We start from the raw sequence: 23,324 nt of genomic DNA on the forward strand, positions 1-23,324 counted from the left end.
GCGGATCCTCCTATCCCTGGGAAGCGGCCATGACGGCCTCGTCGATGTCGCGGCCTTCGGCCTCGGCGGCGGCGCGGGCGGTGAGCACCCGCTTGTAGTCCCGGGGCATGATCTTGCTGAATCGCCCGGCGGCCTGGTTCCAGTCGGCGAGCAGCGCCCGCGCGACGACCGAGCCGGTCTCGGCCCGGTGGCGTTCCACCAGGGTCTTGAGCACGGCGAGATCGTCCGCGCCGAGCGATTCGATCTCCACCATCTCGGGGTTGACCCGGTCCGGCACCAGATCCAGAACATAGGCGACGCCGCCGGACATGCCGGCTGCGAGGTTGCGGCCGGTGGGCCCGAGGATGACCGCCTGCCCGCCGGTCATGTACTCGCACCCGTGGTCCCCGACGCCCTCCACCACCGCGGTGGCCCCGGAGTTGCGGACGCAGAACCGCTCCCCGGCGACACCGCGGACGAACGCCTCCCCGGAGGTCGCGCCGTAGAGCGCGACGTTCCCGGCGATGATGTGGCCTTCCAGCGGGGCCTCGGGATGGGCGCGTACGGCGATGCGGCCGCCGGACAGCCCCTTGCCGAGATAGTCGTTGACGTCCCCGGTGAGCCGCAGCGTGATCCCCCGCGGCACGAACGCGCCGAAGGAGTTCCCCGCCGAGCCGGTGAAGGAGATGTCGATCGTGTCGTCGGGCAGGCCGGCCCCGCCCCACTTGGCGGTGACGGCGTGGCCGAGCATCGTGCCCACCGTCCGGTTCACGTTGCGGATCGGCAGGTCCAGCCGGACCGGGGTCCCGTAGGCGATCGACCCTTCGGCGAGCTGGATCAGGGTGTTGTCCAGCGCCCGGTCCAGCCCGTGGTCCTGGTCGACCGTCTTGCGCAGCGGCGTGCCCGCCGGCAGCTCGGGCAGGTGCAGGATCGGCGACAGGTCGAGCCCGGCGGCCTTCCAGTGCTCCTCCGCCGAGCGGACGTCGATGCACTCGGCGTGCCCGATCGCCTCGTCCAGGCTGCGGAATCCCAGCGCGGCCAGGTACTCCCGGACCTCCTCGGCGATGAACTCGAAGAAGTTGACCACGAACTCCGGCTTGCCGGAGAACCGCTTGCGCAGTTCGGGGTTCTGGGTGGCCACGCCCACCGGGCAGGTGTCCAGGTGGCAGACCCGCATCATCACGCAGCCGCTGACCACCAGCGGCGCCGTGGCGAAGCCGTACTCCTCCGCGCCGAGCAGTGCGGCGATCACCACGTCGCGGCCGGTCTTGAGCTGGCCGTCGACCTGGACGACGATCCGGTCCCGGAGCCCGTTGAGCAGGAGCGTCTGCTGGGTTTCGGCCAGGCCGAGCTCCCACGGGGCGCCCGCGTGCTTGACGGAGGTGAGCGGCGAGGCGCCCGTACCCCCGTCGTGTCCCGAGATCAGCACCACGTCGGCGTGGGCCTTGGAGACCCCGGCGGCCACGGTGCCGACCCCCACCTCGGCGACCAGCTTGACGTGCACCCGGGCGGCCGGGTTGGCGTTCTTCAGGTCGTGGATGAGCTGGGCCAGGTCCTCGATCGAGTAGATGTCGTGGTGCGGCGGCGGCGAGATCAGCCCGACGCCGGGTGTGGAGTGCCGGGTCTTGGCGATCCACGGGTAGACCTTGTGGCCGGGGAGCTGGCCGCCCTCACCGGGCTTGGCCCCCTGGGCCATCTTGATCTGCAGGTCGTCGGCGTTCACCAGGTACTCGGAGGTGACCCCGAACCGGCCGGACGCCACCTGCTTGATCGAGCTCCGGCGCAGGTCGCCGCCGGCGTCGGGCTGGAAGCGCTCGGCGTCCTCCCCGCCCTCGCCGGTGTTGGACTTGCCGCCGAGGCGGTTCATCGCGACGGCGAGCGTCTCGTGCGCCTCCTTGGAGATCGACCCGTAGGACATCGCGCCGGTGGAGAACCTGCGCACGATCTCGGCGACCGGCTCGACCTCCTCCAGCGGAACCGGCGGGCGCGCCCCGTCGCGGAGGGTGAAGAGCCCGCGCAGGGTCATCAGCCGCTCGGACTGGGAGTCCACCAGCGAGGTGTACTCCTTGAAGATCTCGTACCGCCTGGTCCGGGTGGCGTGCTGCAGCTTGAAGACGGTCTCGGGGTTGAACAGGTGCGGCTCGCCCTCGCGCCGCCACTGGTACTCCCCGCCGATCTCCAGCCGCCGGTGCGCGTTCTCGACCCGGGGGTAGGCGAGACGGTGCCGTTCGGCGACCTCGCGGGCGAGCACGTCGAAGCCGACGCCGCCCAGGCGCGAGGTGGTGCCGGTGAAACACGCGTCGACGACCTCCTGGCCGAGTCCGAGGGCCTCGAAGATCTGCGCCCCGGTGTAGGAGGCCACCGTGGAGACCCCCATCTTGGACATGACCTTGAGCACGCCCTTGCCGTACGCCTTGATCAGGTTCCGGATGCCCTTCGCGCCGTACCCGAGGTCCTCGACGGTCTCCAGCGCCAGGTAGGGGTTGATCGCGCCGGCGCCGTACCCGATCAGCAGCGCCATGTGGTGGCACTCGCGCGCCTCGCCGGTCTCGATGACGAGCCCCACCCTGGTCCGGGTCTTCTCCTGGATCAGGTGGTGGTGCACGGCCCCGGTCAGCAGCAGCGAGGGGATCGGCGCCCGAGAGGCGGAGGAGTCGCGGTCGGAGAGGACGATGATCCTCGCCCCGTCGGCGATGGCGGCCGAGACCTCCTCGCGGATCTCCTCCAGCCGGAGCAGGAGCGCGTCCCCGCCGCCGGCCACGTCGAACAGACCCGAGACGGTGTACGGCTGGAAGCCCGGCAGCGAGCCCTCGTCGTTGATGTGGATGAGCTTGGCCAGCTCGTCGTTGTCGATCACCGGGTAGGGCAGCACCAGCTGCCGGCAGGAGGCCGGGCCCGGGTCGAGCAGGTTGCCCTCGGGGCCGAGCGTGGAGGCCAGCGAGGTGACCAGCTCTTCCCGGATGGCGTCGAGCGGCGGGTTGGTGACCTGGGCGAACAGCTGGGAGAAGTAGTCGAACAGGAGCCTCGGCCGCTCGCTCAGCACCGCGACCGGGGTGTCGGTGCCCATGGAGCCGACCGGTTCGGCGCCGGTGGCGGCCATCGGCGTGAGGATGACGCGGAGCTCCTCCTCGGTGTAGCCGAAGGTCTGCTGGCGCTTGACCAGCTGCTCGTGCGTGACGAGCTCGCGGGAGCGGGAGGGCAGCTCCTCGAAGCGGACCAGGCCCGCGTGGAGCCAGTCGGCGTACGGGTGCTCGGCCGCGAGCGCGGCCTTGATCTCCGCATCCTCGATGATCTTGCCTTGGGCGGTGTCGACCAGGAACATCTTGCCCGGCTGGAGGCGTCCCTTGCGGACCACCGAGGCCGGGTCGAGGTCGAGCACCCCCGCCTCGCTGGCCAGCACGACCAGCCCGTCCGCGGTCACCCAGAACCGCCCGGGCCGCAGGCCGTTGCGGTCCAGCACCGCGCCGACGACCGTCCCGTCGGTGAAGCTGATCGACGCGGGGCCGTCCCACGCCTCCATCAGCGTCGAGTGGAACTCGTAGAACGCGCGGAGCGCGGGGTCCATCCCCGGCTGGTTCTCCCACGCCTCGGGGATCATCATCAGCACCGCGTGCGGGAGCGAGCGGCCGGAGAGGTGGAGCAGCTCCAGCACCTCGTCGAAGGAGGCGGTGTCACTGGCGTCGGGGTCGCAGATCGGGAAGAGCCGCTCCAGCTTGTCGGTGCGTTCCCCCGCGACCAGGTCGCCGGGAATGAGCGTGCTCTCCAGCAGCGCCTCCCGGGCGCGCATCCAGTTCCGGTTGCCCCGGACCGTGTTGATCTCGCCGTTGTGGGCGATGTACCGGTACGGGTGGGCCAGCGGCCACGACGGGAACGTGTTGGTCGAGAACCGCGAGTGCACCAGCGCCAGGGCGGTGTGGAACCGCGGGTCGGACAGGTCGGGGAAGAAGGGCTCGAGCTGCGGCGTGGTCAGCATGCCCTTGTAGACCAGGGTCCGGCTGGAGAGCGAGGCGAAGTACACGTCCGCCTCGTGCTCGGCCCGCTTGCGGAAGGCGTAGACCTCCCGGTCGAGTTCGAGGCCGCTCCGGCCGGGCACGGTGACGAACAGCTGGCGGAAGGACGGCATCACGGCGCGGGCGCTGGGCCCGGCGTGCGCCCGGTCGTGCGGGACGTCCCGCCAGCCGAGGACGGTGACGCCCTCCTCGGCCGCGATCTCCTCGATCATGCTTTCCGCGATCCCCCGGGCCTGCCCGTCGGCGGGGAGGAAGGCGAGGCCGACGGCGTACGTCCCGGGCTCCGGAAGCGGGAAGCCGGTGACGGCGCGGAGCAGGGCGTCGGGAATCTGGGTAAGGATGCCGGCTCCGTCGCCGGTGTCCGGTTCGCTTCCCTTGGCCCCACGGTGATCGAGGTTTCTGAGCGCGGTCAGTGCCTTCTCGACGATGTCGTGGCTGCGGCGTCCCGCGACATCGGCCACCATGGCGACGCCACACGCGTCGTGTTCACGGTCGGGGTGGTAGAGGCCCTGCGGCGCAGGTAGCCCATGACGGGCAGCGGGCATGGAACCCTCCTGTCGTCGTTGCTGCCGGTGGTGCTCGCAGATGGGACGACATTGGCCCTGCTGCCTTTCGGTGAGTAGAGGTTACCTCACCGTTGGACTTATGCCCGCTGGGGGGCGTTTCACTACATTTACCCTGCATAACGGCGAAATCACCTTAACTCTTCCCGGTTCACCCCCTGAGATCGCCGACTGACGTATCCCGGCGCAATAGGCTGAATCAATGACCACGCCCGCACTCTCGGAACTGCTCAGCGACGCCGGAGTGGACGCGCGCCGCCTCCGGCACGCGCTCGCGCTCCTGGCCGACGGCCGGTGGTGGACCGTGGGCGACCTGGTCCGGGAGACCGCCACCTCACGCCGGACCGTCGAGGCGCTGCTCCGCACCGTGGAACTCGACCACGAGGGCGACCGGTTCCGCCTGACCCGGTCCGAGCGCTACGACGACCAGGCCCTCGCCGACCCCGTCGGGCACCTGCTCGCGGCGCACGCCGAGACCGTCGCCTCGATGGAGCGGCTCATCGCCCGGGGGCCCCGCGGCCGGGCCCGCCTCGACCACGTCTCCGCCACCGCCGAGACCGTGGTCCGCCGGGCGCTCCTGCTCGGAGCCAGGTTCTGGCTCCCCGGCTCCCGGATCCTCTTCGTCGGCGACCACGACCTCACCTCGGTCGCCGTCTCCATGATCCACCCCGAGGCCGAGGTGCTCGTCGTCGACATCGACGACCGGATCCTGCGGTACATCGCCGAGGTGACCCGGGACGCCGTCACCTGCCGCTGGGCCGACCTCCGCCTCGGCCTCGCCCCGTCCGCGGCCGGATGGGCCGACCTGACGGTCACCGACCCGCCGTACTCGCCCGGCGGCGTCGGGCTCTTCCTCGCCCGCTCCGCCGAGGCCCTGCGCGACCGGGAGCACGGCAGGCTCGTCCTGGCGTACGGCGTGAGCGAGCGCACCCCCGCGCTGGCGCTGAAGGTCCAGGAGACCATCGTCGGCCTCAACCTCGCCACCGAGGCGATGTGGCCGGACTTCAACCGGTACCACGGCGCGCAGGCGATCGGCAGCGCCGCCGACCTGTACGTCCTCCGGCCGACCAGCAAGACCTGGCCCGCGATCGCGGGCCTGCCGGAGCGGCTCGCGATCTACACCCAGGGGCCGCAGTCGGTGGAGTCCACGGCGCACGCCGGCACCCCCCTCGGCACCGACCTGGTCGACTTCCTCAAGCCCTCGCTCCTGGTCGGCGACTGGCCGCCCGGCGACCTGCCGAGGACCCGGCTCTCCACCTGGCTGGCCCGGCCGTTCGCCGCGGACGTGGACCGGGTCGCCGTCGCCGTCCCCGCCGGGCTCACCGCGGCCTTCCCCCGGCTCCTGCTCGCCTCACGCTCCCCCCACGTCGACGTGGTCTCCACCGAGCCCGTGAGCGACCTGGGGTTCCTCTCGTCGGTCTACAAGTTCGCCGGGGTCCCCGGGCGGCTGAGCGCGGTACGGCTGCCGCGGCCCGATCCGGCGACCCCGGAGGCGATCGTGCGGCGCGTCCTGGACAACGCCCACGGCAAAGTGCCGAACAACCTGCGCGAAGGGCTGATCGCCTATGTCAGGGCCACCGGGGGTTCGCTGACCAAGAACCAGGCCAGGGCGCTGGTGGCGGAGTGCGCGCCCTGGGCCGAGGGGGCGACCGCCCTGGAGCTCCCGCTGCACCGGCTCCGGGAGCTCCCCGAGGTCGTCGCCCACCTGATCGAGCGGCTTACCGCCGGTTCAGGCGACGGGTGATGAAGTCCTTGAAGTCCTCGGCGGTCACCGAGAGCGCGATGAGGTCGTCGCCGTCGCCGTAGGCGGAGTTGTCGGCCCGGGCCACCCAGGAGACGATCAGGTAGTGGCCGCGCGCCTCGGCGTACGCCTTGCTCGGGCCCTGCAGGATGGAATCCGCCATGGGGAACATGAATCCCAGCGCACCGTCCTGCCCCGGATTCGGGTCGGGGTCCAGGCCGACCGCCACCGCCCGCGCCGACGTCTCGTTCGCCATGTTGAACAGGGCGATCTGGGCGACGTACTCGCGGTTCCGGTTGTAGAAGTATCCCCGGAGCAGCTGGGTGCACCCGCCGGAGACGAGCAGGGCCTCCAGCCGATCGCCCCAGACCCCGGCCGCGCAGTCGGAGTCGATGCGCGAGTCCTCCAGCTTGAGGTCGAAGCCTTTGTAGGACGGCGTCCGCGCGTCGTCCGCGAAGGCCTCGTTCTCGGTGACCGGGTCCGGGTCGTCCGCGCGATCGGCCAGCTTGGCGTAGGAGTCTTTGGCGTCGGTCGTGACGAACAGGTCCGGCACCGGCCCTTTCGTCCGGCTCTCCGGCGAAGCCGAGGAGGGCGGGGCCGACACGCCGGCGACGGGCTCCGGAACCGACTGCCGGCTCACCGCGAACACGACCACGATCACCAGGGCGACCAGCAGCGCGCCGCCTCCCACCAGCAGCCCGGCCAGCACCCCTCCACCGCGCCTCGGCGGTTTGGGCGGTCCGCCGGGCGACCCCGGCCAGGTGCCGGGCTGTGCCCCGTACGGTCCTGCGTGCGAAGGGCCGTACTGGGGCTGCGGGCCGTACGGGCCGGGTGGTGGGGGTGGACCCTGAGGCCGAGACCCATACCGCGGTCCCGGACCGGCCGACCCCGGCTGCTGATAAGGATTGCCGTACGGCTGCTGCGGCGGTGTCCACGGCCGTTGCTCCGGCCCCCCGTGAGGTCCGTCCTGCACGAGGGAGACGATAGCCCCGTAAGGTAACGAATTGACCACCCAGGTTTCAGGGCTTGGCGGACGGTCCGATCACCGAGACCAACCGGCGGAAGACCGCCTTCTCCGCGCCGCGCACCGTCAGGGAGAGGTTCACGAAGTCGTCCTTCTCCGTCCGTGAGGCGCCGTCCGCCCGGCCCACCCAGGACAGCGCCACGTAGTGCCCCATCGCGTACCCGCTCGCCTCGGTGTACCCGCCCTTGGGGAACGCCGGGCCCTTGGTTCCCAGCGGAACCACCCAGCCGCTCTTGTACCCCGTCTTCAACGAGGTGACCAGGCCCTCGGCCGCGGCGGCGTCCCGCACGTTGAGCAGGGTGAACTGGGCGACGTAACGCTTGTTCTCGCTGACGTAGTGCCCCCGGAGCACCTGGGTGCACCCGGCCGCGGCCACCTCGTCCACCAGCCGCTGCCCGTGCACCGCCGCCGCGCAGTCCTTGCCCGCGTGCTTGGCCGCCAGCTTCAGCGCCTGGCCCTCGTACCGGAGGGTCTGCTCCGCGAAGACCTCGCCCACGGACATCGCCTTCGGGTCGGACCGGCGATCGCCGATCGGCTTGAAGATCTTCGAGGGCGGCCAGGCCTGATAGCCCTCCGGGGCGCGGACCCCGCCCTCCGTCCAGACGTCCGCCGAGCCGGAGACGCCCTCGCGCGCGGTGAGCACCCCGACGAGGTATACCACGCCGATCGAGACCAGGGCCATCGCCGCGACCACCCCGACGGCGAGGAGAACCCGCCGATGCCGGGCGCCGAAGGCGGCGAAGGCCGCGACCACCCCGGCGCCGTCCCCGTCGTCGTGACGGTCCCGCCCCGACCGCCTGGTCAGGCGCTCCGGTTCCTCCCACTCCGCCGGAGCCGGTCCGCCCAGCTCGTGCGGGAGCTCGAAGCGCGCCGCCCGGTCCGCCGCGGTGGACCTCCTGGATCCGGGGCGGGGGTCGCGGGCCGACCCCCGGTACCCGTCGTGGACCCGGTCCTGCCGGTCGAGATCCTCCTGCGGTTCCTCGGCCTGCTCCGGCCGGGCCGGGCGCCGGGTCCGCGCCGGCCGCCTGGCCGAATCCGGCCGCCGCGTCCGGGTACGGCCACGCCGGCGGCCTTCGGGATCCTCGTTCACGTCTTACCAGCCCCCCGCACCGATCAGATTCCCCAAGCCGAACGTCAAAGCGGCCGCCGTCAAACCGACCGCCAGCTGACGCAGCCCGCTGTACCACCAACTCCGCGCGGTCACCCGCGAGGCGAGCGCACCCGCGGCGAAGAGGGCGACGAAGGTGCAGACCGCGGACGGCCACAACACCGTGAACCCAAAAAGATACGGCAGCAGCGGGACGGCCGCGCCCACCGCGAACGCCAGAAACGACGAACCCGCGGCGAGTACGGGAGAGGGCAGGTCCCCGGGGTCCACCCCGAGCTCCTCCCGCGCGTGCACGTGCAGGGCCCGGTCGGGGTTGGCCGAGATCTGCCGGGCCACCTCCCTGGCCAGCCCGGGTTCGACACCCTGGGAGACGTACCGCTGGGCCAGCTCCTCGGCCTCGTCCTCGGGCCGGATGGTCAGCTCACGGCGCTCGACCGCGAGCTCGGCCAGGGCCAGCTCCCGCTGGGAGGCCACCGAGACGTACTCGCCCCCGGCCATGGAGAAGGCGCCCGCGGCGAGCCCGGCGAGCCCCGCGAGCGCCACGATCCCGGCGTCGGACGTCCCCCCGGCCACCCCCGCGATCAGGGCGAAGTTGGAGACCAGTCCGTCCATCGCGCCGAAGACGGCCGGCCGGAGCCAGCCGCCTGTGACGTCGCGATGAGCGTGGTGGATCTCGGCGCGGCCGCCGGGGAGACCGCTTGGCCGGCCACCGGCTCCGTCGCGGTCCCCCGAGCCGCCCGAGGTCATTTCTCGGTCGCCTCGCGCACCTTCACCGAAGTGCCTTCGGCCTTCGCCGACTCCTCGTCCGCGATCTCATCCCGCGGCCCGGCCGGGCCCGTACCCTCACCGGGCGTGTCGGCGCCGGCCGCACCCTCGGGTGCGTCGTCGGACGGCCCCGCGATGCCGAGCAGCGAGTCGACGTCGTTCCCCGAGTCGTCCTCGGGTGCCTCGCCGAGCTTCTCCTCGGTGGTCCGATTGCGCATGATCCAGATGTAGGCGACCGCCCCGACGAAGAGCACGATCGAGGTCCACTGGTTGAAGCGCAGACCGAGGATCTCGTTGGCGGGGTCGACGCGCAGCCCCTCGATCCAGAAGCGGCCCACGGTGTAGGCGGCCACGTAGAGCGCGAAAGCCCGTCCGTGGCGGAGCCCGAACCTCTTCCCGGCCCAGATCACCAGGACGGCGACGCCGAGGTTCCAGAGCAGCTCGTACAGGAAGGTCGGGTGATAGGTGGAGACCCCCTCGACCGTCCCCGGCCTACCCGGGTCGATCTCCAACCCCCACGGAAGGTCGGTGGGGCCGCCGAAGAGCTCCTGGTTGAAGTAGTTGCCGATCCGGCCGATGGCGTGGGCCACCGCGATTCCCGGCGCGACCGTGTCGGCGACCGCGCCCAGGGAGATGCCCCGTCGGCGGCAGCCGATCCACACCCCGACCCCGCCGAGGGCGATCGCCCCCCAGATCCCCAGCCCGCCGTTCCAGATGTACAGTGCCTCGATCGGCCGGTTGGGTGCGTCACTGCCGAAGTAAAGCTGCCAGTCGCTCAGGACGTGGTAGAGACGTCCGCCGACCAGGCCGAAGGGCACCGCCCAGACCGCCAGGTCGACCATGGTCCCGGGTTGACCGCCTCGGGCCCGCCAGCGCCGCTCGCTCATGAACACGGCGACGATGACCCCGATGACGATACACAGCGCATACGCCCTGATGGGGATCGGTCCGAGGTACCAGACCCCCTGTGACGGGCTCGGAATGAAGGCGAGCTGCATGGCCATGGAGGCTACCGTGTCCATGGCTACTTGGCGGCATTCATGATGGTCTCTTTCAGATCACCGGGCACGAATGCCTCGTTGCCCAGCTCTTTTCCGTTCAGCCGGACCGTGGGCGTTCCCTCGATCTTGGAGCCGGCGACGGTGTCCTCGCTGAACTTGATGTGCGCGGGCGCATGGGTCTGGTTCTTCACGCAGCTCTCGTAGTCGGCGCCGGCGGCCCCGGCCTCCTTGCCCCAGGCGACCAGGTCGGCGAGCTCGAACCCGTTCTTGCCCTCCGTCGGCTGCTCGGCGAAGAGTCTGTCGTGCAGGTTCATCCACGGGGTCCCGCCGGGGACGCACCGCAGGGCGGAGGCCGCGCGCACGGAGTTGCTCTTCAGCGGGTCCTGCTGGAAGATCGTGATCGGGTGGTAGACGACCTTGACCTTGCCCTGCGCGGCCAGCTCCTTGACGGTCTCGCCGCTCGCGTCCTCCAGCGTCTTGCAGGCCGGGCACTGGAAGTCCTCGTAGATGTCGAGCACCGGCTTCTGCACACCGGGCTTGGCCATCACGACCGTGCCGTCCGGCTGGACCGTGATCGGGGCGAGTGTTCCGGTGAACTTCGCCGAGAAGTTCCGGTTGTACTGCACCAGGGAGAACAAACCGACCAAGACGACGGCGGCCAGCACCACCGAGGAGACGACGATCCGGCGGTTGCGCCTGGCCCGCTTCTCCTCCCTCTCGCGCTCGGCACGCACCCGTTCCCGTGCCGAATCCCGCGCGGACTTGCCCATCAGTGCCTCTCCTCATCGTCGTCGTTGACGTCCTCTTCACCGCCCGTGTCCCGCTTGGCGGCAAGACCTAGGACGGTGTCCAGGGCCAGTCGCCCCGGAGCGCGCCACACGATCCATGCGGCCAGCGCGATGTACCCGAGGTCCCGGAGAATCTCCTGCAGGTACTCCGGGCTCTCACCCGGTGCCAGCTGACCGCCACCCCCGAAGCAACCGCAGTCGATGTTGAGGCCACGGGCCCACGCCGAGGCGATCCCCGCCACGAACAGCGCCATGAGCAGCCCTGAGGCCACGGCGGTGATACGCGTGAGCAGGCCGACAACGAGCAGCACCCCTAAGACGATCTCCGACACGGGCAACACGTAGCCGACGATCTCCGCAGCCTTCTCCGGCAGGAGCTCGTAGGCCTCGACCGCCTGCACCGAGAGCGCGGGGGCGCCGATCTTGGCCGCTCCGGCCCAGATCAGCACACCCGCGAGCCCCAGTCGGCACGCGGTCGTCACCCAGGGTAGTACCTGCACGACAGTGCGCGGTTCAACCTGGGTCTTCTCGGGGGAACCCACCATCACCACTGCTCCGATCACCACCCGTCCTCGGGCGAGGCCGGACGCCTCCGAGCCCCTGACATCACAGTGCAAACCCCACCACGGCCCGGATAAGTGTGCGGTAAGCCGTCGCCCCCCGTACGCCCCCGATACCGTGAGTGCGCTCACATCCTACGGACGGGAACGGGCCCTCCGCCGATGAGGGGGAGAGCCCGTGGGAAAACAACCGAGCGAAATCGCAGGGAATCAGCTGTTCGGATGGGTCTTATCCGGCTCGGCGGAGCCCGCCCCTCCTCGGGACGGCTCCATCCGGCCGATCACAGAGCGTAAGGAATCTCAGCGCGAGCGGACGCCCTCCGCGAGCTCGGCGGCGAGTTCCCGGACCGCGGCCAGACCCGCGGCCTCGTCCGGCGCGTCCAGCAGCCTGCGGATGAACGCCGAACCCACGATGACCCCGTCGGCGTACCCGGCCACCTCGGCCGCCTGCGCCCCGGTGCCCACCCCGAGCCCCACGCACACCGGCAGCCCGGTGTGGGCCCGCGTCCGCCGTACCAGCCCCTCCGCCGCGGCGGACACCGTGGTCCGCGCCCCGGTCACCCCCATGAGGGAGGCGGCGTAGACGAAACCGGTGCACCGCTGCGCGACGGCCTGGATCCGCGCGTCGGTGGAGCTCGGCGCGACCAGGAAGACCGTGTCGATCCCCGCCTCCGCGGACGCCGCGCACCACGGGCCGGCCTCCTCGGGGGTCAGGTCCGGGGTGATCGTCCCCACCCCGCCGGCCGAGGCGAACTCGGCGGCGAACCGGCCGGCCCCGTACCGGTCGATCGGGTTCCAGTAGGTCATGACGAGGGTGGCGGCGCCGGTGGCGGCCACCTTCCCCACCATGTGGACCACATCGGCGATCCGGGTGCCGTTCTCCAGCGAGCGGTGCACCGCGTCCTGGATGGTCGGCCCGTCCATCAGCGGATCGGAGTAGGGCAGCCCGATCTCGACGACGTCGCAGCCGCCCTCCACCATCGCCACGGCCGCGGCCACCGCGCCGTCCTTGGTCGGGAAACCGGCGGGCAGATACCCGAACAGCGCGGCGCGGTTCTCCCCGCGCGTCTTCTCGAAAACCTCAGCCAGCGTCGTCATTCGCCCAGCCCAAACCAGTTCATCGCGGTGTGCATGTCCTTGTCGCCGCGTCCGGAGACGTTGACCAGGATCACGGCGTCGGGGCCGAGCTCGGCGCCGAGCTCCAGCGCGCCGGCCAGGGCGTGCGCGGACTCGATGGCGGGGATGATGCCCTCGGTCCGGCTGAGCAGCGAGAACGCGTCCATCGCCGCCTTGTCGGTGACCGCGCGGTAGGTCGCCCGGCCGCTGTCCTTGAGCCAGGCGTGCTGCGGGCCGACCCCGGGGTAGTCGAGTCCGGCCGAGATCGAGTGCGACTCGATGGTCTGGCCCTCGTCGTCCTGGAGCACATAGGTCCGGGCGCCGTGGAACACCCCGACCGAGCCGCCGGACATGCTCGCCGCGTGCCGCCCGGTCTCGACCCCGTCGCCCCCGGCCTCGAAGCCGTAGAGCCGGACCCCCTCGTCGGGGATGAAGGCGTCGAAGATGCCCATGGCGTTGGAGCCGCCGCCCACACAGGCCACGACCGCGTCGGGCAGGCGCCCGATCCGGTCCAGGACCTGGCCGCGCGCCTCCACCCCGATGATCCGGACGAAGTCCCGTACCATCGCCGGGAAGGGCGCCGGTCCGGCCGCCGTGCCGAAGAGGTAGTGGGTGCCGTCCACGTTGGTCACCCAGTCGCGGAAGGCCTCGTTGATCGCGTCCTTCAGGGTGCGGCTGCCGTTCTTGACCGGGATCACCTCGGCCCCGAGCAGCTTCATCCGCGCGACGTTGAGCGCCTGCCGCTCGGTGTCCACCTCGCCCATGTAGATGACGCACTCCAGGCCGAGCAGGGCGCAGGCGGTCGCGGTGGCCACACCGTGCTGTCCGGCGCCGGTCTCCGCGATCACCCGCTTCTTGCCGATCCGCCGGGTGAGCAGCGCCTGCCCGAGCACGTTGCAGATCTTGTGCGAGCCCGTGTGGGCCAGGTCCTCCCGCTTGAGCAGGATCCGCGCCCCCGCGTGCTCACCGAAGCGCCAGGCGTCGGTGAGGGGTGTGGGGCGGCCCGCGTAGTTGGCGAGAAGGTCGTCGAGTTCGGCGACGAACTCGGGGTCCTGCCGGGCCTCCGCGTAGAGTGCGGCCACCTCGTCCAGTGCCGGGATCAGCGCCTCGGGCACGAACCGGCCGCCGAACTGGCCGAATCGTCCGGTCTCCGGCCCCCCACCGGGCGTGGCCGGGGAATCTGTCTTCACTGCCACCTCATCCGTTGTCATGGCGTGATGCCGGGTGCGCCCCCGCGGTCACCAGGTCGACGACCGCCGCCCGCGGGTCCTTCCCGGTGACCAGGCTCTCCCCGACGAGGACGGCGTCCGCGCCGGCCCGTGCGTAGGCGAGCAGGTCGTGCGGTCCCCGCACCCCGGACTCCGCGATCTTGATAACCCCGTCGGGGATCCTCGGGGCGAGCCTCGCGAAGACCTCCCGATCCACCTCGAGGGTCTTCAGGTCCCGGGCGTTCACCCCGATGACCTTGGCCCCCGCGTCCACCGCCCGCTCGAGCTCCTCCTCGGTGTGCACCTCCACCAGGGGCACCAGGCCGATCGACTCGGCCCGCTCGACCAGGGAGATCAACGCGTTCTGCTCCAGCGCCGCGACGATCAGCAGGGCGAGGTCGGCGCCGTGGGCCCGGGCCTCCCAGAGCTGGTACGCGGTGACGATGAAGTCCTTGCGCAGCACGGGGATGTCGACGGCCGCCCGTACGGCGGCGAGATCCGCCAGGCTCCCCCCGAACCTGCGTCCCTCGGTCAGCACGCTGATGACGTGGGCGCCGCCCGACTCGTAGTCCGCGGCGAGCGCGGCCGGGTCGGCGATCGCCGCCAGCGCGCCCTTGGACGGGCTCGACCGCTTCACCTCCGCGATGACGGAGACCTTGTCGCCGCCGAGGGCGCGGTACACGTCCCTGGGCGAAGGCGCCTTGGCCGCCCGGTCCTTCAGGACGTCGAGCGGGGTGGCCCGTTGACGCTCCGCGAGGTCGGCCCGTACTCCGTCGAGGATGTCGTCGAGCACATTGCCGCGCTCATTTGCTCGCTCGCTCCGCTCGCTCACGGATCAGGGTCCCCTCCGGTCGACGACAGTGCCCGTGCTGGTAATACCCATGCGAGATCATGGGGGTTCGCGGTTATCCGCCGGCGACCCTCAACTCCGGGCGTGTCACCTCACCCGCCCCCGGATACCGAGCCGTCGCGTTCCCTCGCCTCGCGTTGCGATGTTATCGGCCTCGGCGAGGACGGTTGGCCACCGGGGGCGACAGACAATCAATCTCACGCTACTAAGGCGCGAGAAATTCGCCAAATGGCAGATTTCGCACTACCCAGAACACAATAACGAGTGCGAGAAACCCCCAAATTACCGCCGGGTGCGCGAGTGTCGTCCGTACCGGCCGGCCCTGCCAGGACCGCAGGGTCCATCTCCCCCACCAGAAGAGGAGGAACGGGACGGTGAGCACCATCAGCGGATTGAGACCCAGTGCGGCGGGGACGTCCAGCTGGGCGAGGGCGTGGATTCCGCGCAGGGTTCCGCACCCCGGGCAGTACAAGCCGGTGATCCACAGAAACGGGCAGGTCGGATAGTGGCCGGGCTCGTTCGGGTCGACCAGGCCGACGAAGGTCACCACCGACGCCGACAGCGCGGCGACGCCTAGCGGCGCGAGAAGGGACCGGACCCTGTCCCCCCCACGCCGCGACGCCTGCGTCGGGACCGTCGCCATCAGTATCCGCTGACCGCGGCACCCGTGATGAGCACGAAGAACACAGCGTACAGGATCACGACGACCACGTTGATGACCAGCCCGATGATGAGCGCGCGCTTCCACCAGGTCTTGGCCTCCTGCGAGGCCTGGTGCGCGCCCTGGTAGTCACCCACCGACCACCGCGAGTTCACCTGCGACGACTTGACGATCGCCACGATCCCGAACGGGAGGCAGCAGAAGAGCGTGGTCAGGATCGCGGCCACCAGGTGGTTGTCCGGAGCCGGCCCGCCCGGCGCGCCGTACCCGGCCGGGCCTCCGGGAGGAGGACCGTAGCCGCCGTCGCCAGGGTGTCCGTAGCTCATGGATGTCTCCTAATTAGGGGAAATGATGTCCAATTTGCTCGGGCAGCTTAGCGGTCGGGAACCACCGAAACCTTTCAAAATCATGACGATTACATCAAGCGCGTTTACCCAATCCGGCCAGCTGCATCACCTTGCCGACGACCCCGGCCAGGAGGACCACGACCCCGCCGGCGACGGCCCAGAACGTCTGTGCCGCCGTGATCGCCACGCCGGAGACGGTGAACCCCACCAACGCGATCACCACGGCGGTCCAGGCCGCGGGCGTGTTGCCGTGCTCGGCGTGCGCGGAGGTCTCGGCCATCAACGCTCCCTCGTCTCGTCCACGGTGGGATCGGCGCCTCGATCGAGCGCGTCCCACAGACCGGCCCCGGAGGCCGGGCCTTCGGATGGGGACCGATCGTAGCGGGCGGACATGCCGGGCCACGTCCCGGCGCGCAGCACGGCGTGGATCCCGGCGAACGCGATCAGCACGCCGCCGGCCACCGCAAGGTACGGCCAGGGGCTCAGCGCGACCGAGGTGCCGCCCCCGTCCACCCCCGCCTGGGCGAGCACACCGCGACCGGCCGCCGCGGCGTCGCCGATCGCGTCCCGGCCGATCCCGATCAGCGAAGCCGTCGCCGCCGCCGCACCGCACAACGCGATCAGCACCGCCACCAGGCGCCGGGCCGTGCCCCGGGTGGCCAGGATCGCCACCAGGCCCGCCGCGGCGGCGATCGCCGCCGCGTTCAGCGCCGGGGCGAGCCCGCCGCCGGTCAGCGAGACAGGCGGCAGCCCGCCGGCCGAGACGCTCGCCCATTCCCGCCCCGAGGAGAGCAGCGCCAGTGCGGCGCCGAGACCGCCGGCGGCGAGGAAGACGCCGAGGGAGCGGTTCACGGGAACAGCACGTCCGCGTCGAAACAGGTGCGATCGCCGGTGTGGCAGGCCGCACCCACCTGGTCCACCTTGACCAGCAGGGTGTCGCCGTCGCAGTCCAGGGCCACCTGCTTCACATGCTGCGCGTTGCCCGAGGTCTCGCCCTTGACCCAGTACGAGGAGCGGCTCCGCGACCAGTACGTCGCCCGGCCGGTGGTCAGCGTGCGATGCAGGGCCTCGTCGTCCATCCAGGCGAGCATGAGCACCTCGCCGGTGTCGTGCTGCTGGACCACCGCGGGCACCAGACCGTCTGCGGACCGCTTCAGCCGAGCGGCGATCTTGGGGTCAAGAGGCATATCTCAAGCTTAGGGCTACGACCGGGCGGAGGAGCGCCAGGAGGCGTGCAGGTCGGCGTAGACGCCGGGGAGCGCGACCAGGTCGGCGTGCGGCCCCCGCTGCACCAGGCGGCCCGCCTCGAAGACGAAGACCTCGTCGGCCGCCTCCGCGGTGGAGAGCCGGTGGGCGATGGAGACCGCGGTACGGCCCCGGGTCACGCCCTCCAGCGCCCGCGCCAGCCGTACCTCCGTCGCGGGGTCCACCGCCGAGGTGGCCTCGTCCAGCAGGAGCAGATCCGGGTCGGCGACGTAGGCGCGGGCCAGGGCGACGAGCTGCCGCTCCCCCGCCGAGAGCGACTCGCCGCGCTGGCCGACCGGGGTGTCCAGGCCCTGCGAAAGGCCCTCCAGCCAGTCGCCGAGGCCGAGCTCGGTCAGCGCGAGCGCGATCTCCTCGTCGGTGGCGTCCAGACGCCCGTACCGGATGTTCTCCGCCAGGGTCGCGTCGAAGAGGAACCCGTCCTGCGGCACCATCACGATCCGCTCCCGCAGGGAGGAGAACCGCACGTCGCGCAAGTCCGTCCCGTCCACCAGAACCCGTCCCGAGACCGGGTCCATGAGCCGGGTGAGGAGCTTGGCGAAGGTGGTCTTGCCCGAGCCGGTCTCCCCCACCACCGCGATGCGCGACCTCGGGGCGATGTCGGCGGTGAGGCCGTGCAGGACCGTCGGGCCGTCCCCGTAGGCGAAGGAGACGTCCCGGAACGACACCGAGATCGGCCCCCGGGGCAGGACCGTCCCCTCGGGGCCGGGGTCGGCGACGTCGGGCGGGGTGTCGAGCACCCCGATGATCCGCCGCCAGCCCGCGATCGCGTTCTGCGCCTCGTTGAGCACCTCGGTCGCCATCTGCAACGGCCCGATGAACAGAGTGATCAGGAAGAGGAAGGCCACCAGGCTCCCCGCGGTGATCTCCCCGGCGACGCCCAGCCGGACGCCCAGGACGACCACCGCGGCGAGCGCGACGGCCGCGATGACCTCCGCGGAGGAGAACGTGAAGGCGACGATCTTCTGAGCGCGGGTCTGGGCCACCCGGTGCGCCTCGATCGTGGTGTCGATGCGGCGCGCCGTGTGCGCCTGTGAGCCGTACGCCCGGATCACCGAGGTACCCACCACGGACTCGCTGACCGCGGCCAGCATGTCCCCGGCCCGCTCCCGCACCTGGGTGTAGGCGCGTGAAAGCCTGCGCTGGAAGAACCGGAGCGCGAAGGCGAGCGGCGCGAAGCAGGCCCACACCAGCAGGGTGAGCTGCCAGGAGTAGACGGCCATGAGCACGGTGGCGACGAGCAGCTGCCCGAACAGGACGACGATCAGCATGCCCGCCCACATCATGAACGTGCTGATCTGGTCGACGTCACCGGTCACCCGGGACACCAGCGCCCCGCGGCGCTCGGAGTTCTGAGTGAGCGTGGAGAGGTCGTGCACGTGCCGGAACCCCTTGGTCCGCAGCGTGGCGAGCCCGGCCTCCGTCGACCGGTAGAGCCGGACGTTCGTCAGGTACCCCGCCAGCGCGGTGAGCAGCACCGCCGCCGCGCAGACCAGGACCGCGTCCCGGATGAAGCCCAGGTCCGGCGCGGGACCGCGGAGCCCGTGGTCGATCGTCTGCTGGATCGCGATCGGCACGATCACCTTGCCGACGGTGGCGACCAGCGCGAGCGCGAGCGTCCCGATCAGCCCCTTGCGGAACTCCGGGGACAGGCTCAGCCCCCGGCGCAGGGTCGCCACGCCGCCGCGCTGGGCGACCGCGAGGTCGTTGAGCAGGCTCACCGGTGCACCATCCTCGTGTGGGTAACGGCCGGACCGCTCACGCGGTCACCTCTTCGTCGAGTTCGTCCAGGTCGACCACGAGCCCGTTCCCCGCCACGGCCCGCCGCTCCGCCTCCTGCCGCTCGTAGGCCGTCACCAGGTTGGCGTAACCCGCGCAGCGGTCCAGCAGCTCCGGGTGGGTGCCCCGGTCCAGGATCCGGCCCCGCTCGATGTAGACGATCTCGTCGGCGAGGGCGATGGTGGCCATCCGGTACGCCACCACGAGCACCGTCGCCCCGCCGCCCTCGTCGAAGGACTCGCGCAGACCGGCGAGGATCCGCGCCTCCACCTGCGGGTCCACGCTGGAGGTGGCGTCGTCCAGGATGAGCAGCCGGGGCCGCCTGACCAGCGCCCTGGCGAGGGCGAGACGCTGCCGCTGACCGCCGGAGAGCGTGGCGCCCCGCTCGCCGACCTTGGTGGACAGGCCGTCGGGGAGGGCGCTGACGAAGCCCTCGGCCTGGGCGAGCCGGAGCGCCGCCCAGATGTCCTCGTCGGGGATGGAAAGGCCCAGGGTGACGTTGCCGCGCACGCTGTCGTCGAAGAGGAAGCTCTGCTGCGGGACGAGGGCGGCGACCCGGCTGATCCCGTCCGCCGCGATCCGGCGGAGGTCGACCCCGTCCAGGGCGACCGTCCCCGCCGCGGGGTCGGTGAGCCGGACGAGCAGCTGGATCAGCGTGGACTTGCCGGACCCGGTGGGCCCGACCAGGGCGACGGTACGGCCGGGGGCGAGGTCGAGGTCGACGTCGTGCAGGATGCGGTCGTCGTCGTTGTAGGCGTACCCGACCCCCCGGACCTCGACCCGGGCGGGGCCCTCCGGCGAGAGCCGCACGTCGCCGTACTCCTGGGATCCGGTGGCGGTGAGCACCTCGCCGATCCGCGTCCAGCCGACGACGCTCCGCGGCAGCTCGGCGAGGACCCAGCCGAGGGCGCGGATCGGGAAGGCGAGCATGGTGAAGAGGAAGGCGACCTCGATGAGCTGTCCCGCGGTGACGGCGCCCGAGCCGAGCCGGGCCGAACCGACCAGCAGGACCGCCAGCACGCCCAGGGTGGGGACGGCCTCCAGCAGCGGGTCGAACAGGCCGCGGATCCGGCCGGCGGCGACGTTGGCGTCCCGCAGCGCCCCGGCCGCGGCGGCGAACCGCCCGGTCTCGACCTCCTCGCGGCCGAGGGCCTTGACGACGAGCGCGCCGTCGAAGCTCTCGTGGGCGATCTCGCTGACCTCGGCCCTGAGCTGCTGCGCCTGGGTGACCAGGGGTGAGAGCTTGCGTTGGTAGATCAGATTGAGCACGGCGATGGCCGGGAAGACGAGGAAGCCGACGAGCGCGAGCACCGGGTCTGTGATCACCATCGCGACGGCCGCGGTGACCAGCATGACGATCACGCCCACCGCCATGGGGAGCGGGGCGAGCGGCGCCCAGGCGGCCTCCGCGTCGGCGCTGGCGTTCGACAGCAGCTGCCCGGTCGGATGCCGGTGGTGCCAGGAGAGCGGAAGCCTGAGATACTGCCCGGTCACCTCCCGCCGGGACCACGCCTGCATCCGGTACTGCATGACGCCGGCGAGGATCCGCCGCCCGATCACCCCCAAGGCGCGCAGCACCGCGACGCCGACGATGAGCAGCGCGGCGGCGGTGAGCGTCCCGGCGGTGGTCCGCCCGTCCCGGAACGCGGGAAGGATGGCGTGTTCCGTCGCCCAGCCGACGGCCCAGGCCGATCCGACGGTCATCACGCCGTAGACGGCGCTGGCGAGGACCGCTCCGGTGAAGACCGACTTTTCTGCTCTGATGGCCACTCCGATCACTCGGAGCCCCTGGCTCATCACGGCGGGGGTGACCTTCGTCGGCACGCGGAGGGTTCCTTTCGAGGGGGATGACTCCTATCTCCCTATCATCCGTGTCACCCAGTTTTATTCCGCCGATGCGGCCAATCTGCCCACCGAAGAACCCACCTGAAGCCCTAGTTAGTATGCGAAAGGTGAGCAATGTCCGCGCGGAACGTGCCGCGATATGCGCAACCCTGGATCGAGCGGGCCCCGACGCCCCCACCCTCTGCGGGGACTGGACCACCGCCGACCTGACGGCCCACCTCGTCCTGCGGGAGCGCCGCCCGGACGCCGCCGGGGGGATCATCCTCAAGCCCCTCGCCCGCTACACCGAATCGGTCCAGACCGGGTTGAAGAACGGGCGCCCCTACCCTGAGCTGGTGGACCTCGTGCGCCAGGGCCCACCCGCGTGGTCGCCGTACGCCATCCCGCCGGTCGACGCCGCCGTGAACGCGGTGGAGCTCTTCGTCCACCACGAGGACGTGCGGCGGGCCCAGCCCGCCTGGGAACCCCGCGACCTGCCCGCCGCCGTCCAGGACGACCTGTGGGCCCGGCTCCGCCGGATGGCCCGCCTGTGCTTCCGCAAAGCCCCGGTGGGCGTGGTCCTGCGCCGCCCCGAAGGCGACCTCGTCGGCGCCAGGAAGGCCGAACCCCACGTGGTCGTCACCGGCGACCCCGCCGAGCTCCTCCTCTACGCCTTCGGCCGCCAGGCCCACGCCCGGGTGGCCCTGCACGGCGACGAAACCTCGATCGCCCTCCTCAACGCCGCGTCGCTGGGGATGTGACCCCGAGATCGCGGTACGGCCGGCAGGCGGCCCTCAGCGCCGTACCGGATGACCGGCCGCGGCCAGGGTGTCCTTCACGTCGCCGATGGTGAGGGCGCCGAAGTGGAAGACGCTCGCGGCGAGGACGGCGTCGGCTCCGGCGTCCACGGCCGGGGGAAAGTGATCGAGGGCGCCGGCGCCTCCGCTGGCGATGACCGGGACGCTCACCGCGGCGCGGACGTCCCGGATCATCTCCAGATCGAAGCCCTCGCGGGTGCCGTCGCCGTCCATGGAGTTGAGCAGGATCTCGCCCACACCGAGCTCCTCGCCCCGGGCGGCCCATTCCACGGCGTCGATGCCGGTGCCCCGCCGGCCGCCGTGGGTGGTCACCTCGTAGCCGGAGGGGGTGCCCTCGGCCCTCCTGGCGTCGACGGAGAGCACGACGCACTGGGCCCCGAACCGCCGGGAGGCCTGCGACAGCAGTTCGGGCGAGTTGATCGCCGCGGTGTTCAGGGAGACCTTGTCGGCGCCGGCGCGGAGCAGGCGGTCGATGTCGTCGACGGCGCGGACCCCGCCGCCGACGGTGAGCGGGATGAAGACCTGCTCCGCGGTCCGCCGGACCACGTCGTGCATGGTCTCCCGCCCGCCACTCGACGCCGTGATATCCAGAAATATCAGCTCATCGGCGCCTTCGGCGTCGTAGCGGCCGGCCAGCTCCACCGGATCCCCGGCGTCGCGCAGGTCCAGGAAGTTGACCCCCTTCACCACCCGCCCGGCGTCGACGTCCAGGCACGGGATCACCCGTACGGCGACGCTCACGGCCCGCTCACCGCCGCCAGCGCCTCACGCAGGGTGAACGCCTGCGCGTACAGCGCCTTGCCGACGATGGCGCCCTCGACCCCGAGCGGCACCATCGTCGCGATCGCCCGGAGGTCGTCCAGCGAGGAGACCCCGCCGGAGGCGACCACCGGCTTGTCGGTGCGGGCGCACACGTCGCGGAGCAGGTCCAGGTTGGGCCCGCGCAGCGTGCCGTCCTTGGTGACGTCGGTGACGACGTAGCGCGGGCAGCCGGCGATCTCCAGCCGGTCCAGCACCTCCCAGAGGTCCCCGCCCTCCTGCGTCCAGCCGCGGGCCGCCAGGACGGTCCCCCGCACGTCCAGGCCGACCGCGATCCGCTCACCGTGCTCGGCGACGATCCGCGCCACCCAGTCCGGGTTCTCCAGCGCCGCGGTGCCGATGTTGACCCGGGCGCAGCCGGTGGCCAGGGCCGCGGCCAGGGAGGCGTCGTCCCTGATCCCGCCGGACATCTCCACCTTGACGTCAAGCTTGCCGACCACCTCGGCGAGCAGGTCGCGGTTGGAGCCACGGCCGAAGGCGGCGTCCAGGTCGACGAGGTGGATCCACTCCGCCCCGTCCTCCTGCCAGGCGAGCGCGGCGGCGAGCGGGTCGCCGTACCCGGTCTCGGTGCCGGCCTCGCCTTGGACCAGGCGCACGGCCTGACCGCCCGCGACGTCCACGGCGGGCAGCAGCTCAAGCGACATCTCTTACGACCTCCGGTCGAACAGTACGGTGACGAGTACGGGGACCAGCAGCACGGAGAGCATGAACAGCCCGGCCCGCGCCGCCCACCCCTCCAGCAGCAGCCAGCCCAGAATCTGGACCAGCACGAAGAGTATGAACATCCCGGCGTTCTGCGCCCTGCGCCGCCGGGCGATGATGCCGCCCTGCCGGGCGACCCGGACCGGGCGCGGCACCGCCTCGGCGAGCCGGGCGCGTCTGCGGCGCCAGCGTTCGAGCTTGGCCTGATGCTCGGCCCGGGCCAGCGCCGCCACTGCCTGAGCCTCCTCGCGCTCGGCGCGACGCCGGGCGCGTTCCTTACTCATTATCGCTCATCGGGCTACCCCCGGACTCCTGTTGACAGATGGTCCCACCATGGGCCCAGTCAACACATATGCCCCCGTCAAGCGACCGATCAACACGGTTTCACCTGGGCGATT

Annotated in this window: 22 protein-coding genes; 2 read left to right on the plus strand and 20 right to left on the minus strand. The window is 71.5% G+C overall.

Annotated features, from left to right (window positions below):
* Positions 1 to 10 precede the first annotated feature (10 nt).
* The gene (gene gltB, locus RUR_RS04305; RefSeq protein WP_283133530.1) at positions 11 to 4,534 is read right to left on the minus strand and encodes a glutamate synthase large subunit; all 4,524 of its coding nucleotides are present in this window, start codon (positions 4,532 to 4,534) and stop codon (positions 11 to 13) included.
* A gap of 220 nt (positions 4,535 to 4,754) precedes the next feature.
* Here gltB and RUR_RS04310 point away from each other — a divergent pair, with 220 nt between their 5' ends.
* Positions 4,755 to 6,296: a bis-aminopropyl spermidine synthase family protein gene (locus RUR_RS04310; protein ID WP_283133531.1), complete on the plus strand. Its 1,542-nt coding sequence runs from the start codon at positions 4,755 to 4,757 to the stop codon at positions 6,294 to 6,296.
* Here RUR_RS04310 and RUR_RS04315 read toward each other — a convergent pair.
* The 16 genes from RUR_RS04315 to RUR_RS04390 all read right to left on the minus strand — a co-directional run bounded on the left by RUR_RS04315 (position 6,271) and on the right by RUR_RS04390 (position 20,560).
* Positions 6,271 to 7,002, minus strand: coding sequence for a hypothetical protein (locus RUR_RS04315; protein ID WP_283133532.1), 732 nt, complete (start codon positions 7,000 to 7,002; stop codon positions 6,271 to 6,273). The two genes, RUR_RS04310 and RUR_RS04315, sit on opposite strands and share 26 nt — an antisense overlap.
* A 310-nt stretch (positions 7,003 to 7,312) precedes the next feature.
* Positions 7,313 to 8,407 carry a hypothetical protein gene (locus tag RUR_RS04320; protein ID WP_283133533.1) on the minus strand — a complete coding sequence of 365 codons (1,095 nt, stop codon included), beginning with the start codon at positions 8,405 to 8,407 and terminating at the stop codon, positions 7,313 to 7,315.
* 3 nt (positions 8,408 to 8,410) lie between these two features.
* Positions 8,411 to 9,172 carry a VIT1/CCC1 transporter family protein gene (locus RUR_RS04325; RefSeq protein WP_283133534.1) on the minus strand — a complete coding sequence of 254 codons (762 nt, stop codon included), beginning with the start codon at positions 9,170 to 9,172 and terminating at the stop codon, positions 8,411 to 8,413.
* Complete coding sequence (lgt, locus tag RUR_RS04330) at positions 9,169 to 10,194, minus strand: prolipoprotein diacylglyceryl transferase (protein WP_428846954.1); 1,026 nt, start codon at positions 10,192 to 10,194, stop codon at positions 9,169 to 9,171. The genes RUR_RS04325 and lgt overlap by 4 nt, the downstream gene beginning before the upstream one ends.
* Positions 10,195 to 10,214: 20 nt before the next feature.
* Positions 10,215 to 10,961, minus strand: a complete 747-nt coding sequence (locus RUR_RS04335; protein ID WP_283133535.1) for a DsbA family protein — start codon at positions 10,959 to 10,961, stop codon at positions 10,215 to 10,217.
* A complete protein-coding gene (locus RUR_RS04340; protein WP_283133536.1) occupies positions 10,961 to 11,542 on the minus strand; it encodes a MauE/DoxX family redox-associated membrane protein in 582 nt (193 codons plus the stop codon). Before RUR_RS04340 ends, RUR_RS04335 begins: the two co-directional genes overlap by 1 nt.
* Positions 11,543 to 11,839: 297 nt before the next feature.
* Positions 11,840 to 12,637 (minus strand): tryptophan synthase subunit alpha, encoded by a 798-nt coding sequence (gene trpA / locus RUR_RS04345; protein ID WP_283133537.1) that lies wholly within the window; start codon positions 12,635 to 12,637, stop codon positions 11,840 to 11,842.
* Positions 12,634 to 13,866 (minus strand): tryptophan synthase subunit beta, encoded by a 1,233-nt coding sequence (trpB, locus tag RUR_RS04350; RefSeq protein WP_283133538.1) that lies wholly within the window; start codon positions 13,864 to 13,866, stop codon positions 12,634 to 12,636. Before trpB ends, trpA begins: the two co-directional genes overlap by 4 nt.
* Positions 13,853 to 14,695, minus strand: a complete 843-nt coding sequence (trpC, locus tag RUR_RS04355; RefSeq protein WP_283133539.1) for an indole-3-glycerol phosphate synthase TrpC — start codon at positions 14,693 to 14,695, stop codon at positions 13,853 to 13,855. The genes trpB and trpC overlap by 14 nt, the downstream gene beginning before the upstream one ends.
* A 223-nt stretch (positions 14,696 to 14,918) precedes the next feature.
* The gene (locus RUR_RS04360; RefSeq protein WP_283133540.1) at positions 14,919 to 15,356 is read right to left on the minus strand and encodes a DUF2752 domain-containing protein; all 438 of its coding nucleotides are present in this window, start codon (positions 15,354 to 15,356) and stop codon (positions 14,919 to 14,921) included.
* Positions 15,356 to 15,700, minus strand: a complete 345-nt coding sequence (locus RUR_RS04365; RefSeq protein WP_283133541.1) for a CD225/dispanin family protein — start codon at positions 15,698 to 15,700, stop codon at positions 15,356 to 15,358. The genes RUR_RS04360 and RUR_RS04365 overlap by 1 nt, the downstream gene beginning before the upstream one ends.
* Positions 15,701 to 15,794: 94 nt before the next feature.
* Positions 15,795 to 16,001: an HGxxPAAW family protein gene (locus tag RUR_RS04370; RefSeq protein WP_283133542.1), complete on the minus strand. Its 207-nt coding sequence runs from the start codon at positions 15,999 to 16,001 to the stop codon at positions 15,795 to 15,797.
* A complete protein-coding gene (locus tag RUR_RS04375; protein WP_283133543.1) occupies positions 16,001 to 16,573 on the minus strand; it encodes a Trp biosynthesis-associated membrane protein in 573 nt (190 codons plus the stop codon). The genes RUR_RS04370 and RUR_RS04375 overlap by 1 nt, the downstream gene beginning before the upstream one ends.
* Positions 16,570 to 16,908 carry a phosphoribosyl-AMP cyclohydrolase gene (gene hisI, locus RUR_RS04380; protein WP_283133544.1) on the minus strand — a complete coding sequence of 113 codons (339 nt, stop codon included), beginning with the start codon at positions 16,906 to 16,908 and terminating at the stop codon, positions 16,570 to 16,572. Before hisI ends, RUR_RS04375 begins: the two co-directional genes overlap by 4 nt.
* 15 nt (positions 16,909 to 16,923) lie before the next feature.
* Positions 16,924 to 18,705, minus strand: a complete 1,782-nt coding sequence (locus tag RUR_RS04385; RefSeq protein WP_283133545.1) for an ABC transporter ATP-binding protein — start codon at positions 18,703 to 18,705, stop codon at positions 16,924 to 16,926.
* Positions 18,706 to 18,742: 37 nt separating this feature from the next.
* The gene (locus RUR_RS04390) at positions 18,743 to 20,560 is read right to left on the minus strand and encodes an ABC transporter ATP-binding protein (RefSeq protein WP_283134009.1); all 1,818 of its coding nucleotides are present in this window, start codon (positions 20,558 to 20,560) and stop codon (positions 18,743 to 18,745) included.
* Positions 20,561 to 20,706: 146 nt separating this feature from the next.
* Here RUR_RS04390 and RUR_RS04395 point away from each other — a divergent pair, with 146 nt between their 5' ends.
* A complete protein-coding gene (locus RUR_RS04395; protein ID WP_283133546.1) occupies positions 20,707 to 21,348 on the plus strand; it encodes a TIGR03085 family metal-binding protein in 642 nt (213 codons plus the stop codon).
* 33 nt (positions 21,349 to 21,381) lie between these two features.
* Here the strand turns inward: RUR_RS04395 and hisF are convergent, their stop codons facing one another.
* Genes hisF through RUR_RS04410 form a run of 3 tightly spaced genes read right to left on the minus strand, consistent with a single transcriptional unit; the run spans position 21,382 to position 23,210 of the window.
* A complete protein-coding gene (hisF, locus tag RUR_RS04400; RefSeq protein ID WP_283133547.1) occupies positions 21,382 to 22,146 on the minus strand; it encodes an imidazole glycerol phosphate synthase subunit HisF in 765 nt (254 codons plus the stop codon).
* Entirely contained in the window at positions 22,143 to 22,868 is a 726-nt protein-coding gene (priA, locus tag RUR_RS04405) for a bifunctional 1-(5-phosphoribosyl)-5-((5-phosphoribosylamino)methylideneamino)imidazole-4-carboxamide isomerase/phosphoribosylanthranilate isomerase PriA (RefSeq protein WP_283133548.1), read from the minus strand. The genes hisF and priA overlap by 4 nt, the downstream gene beginning before the upstream one ends.
* Before the next feature lie 3 nt (positions 22,869 to 22,871).
* Positions 22,872 to 23,210 carry a hypothetical protein gene (locus RUR_RS04410; RefSeq protein ID WP_283133549.1) on the minus strand — a complete coding sequence of 113 codons (339 nt, stop codon included), beginning with the start codon at positions 23,208 to 23,210 and terminating at the stop codon, positions 22,872 to 22,874.
* Positions 23,211 to 23,324: the final 114 nt, after the last annotated feature.

It is taken from the genome of Rhizohabitans arisaemae, assembly GCF_025996515.1.
GTDB classification, from domain to species: Bacteria; Actinomycetota; Actinomycetes; order Streptosporangiales; family Streptosporangiaceae; genus Rhizohabitans; species Rhizohabitans arisaemae.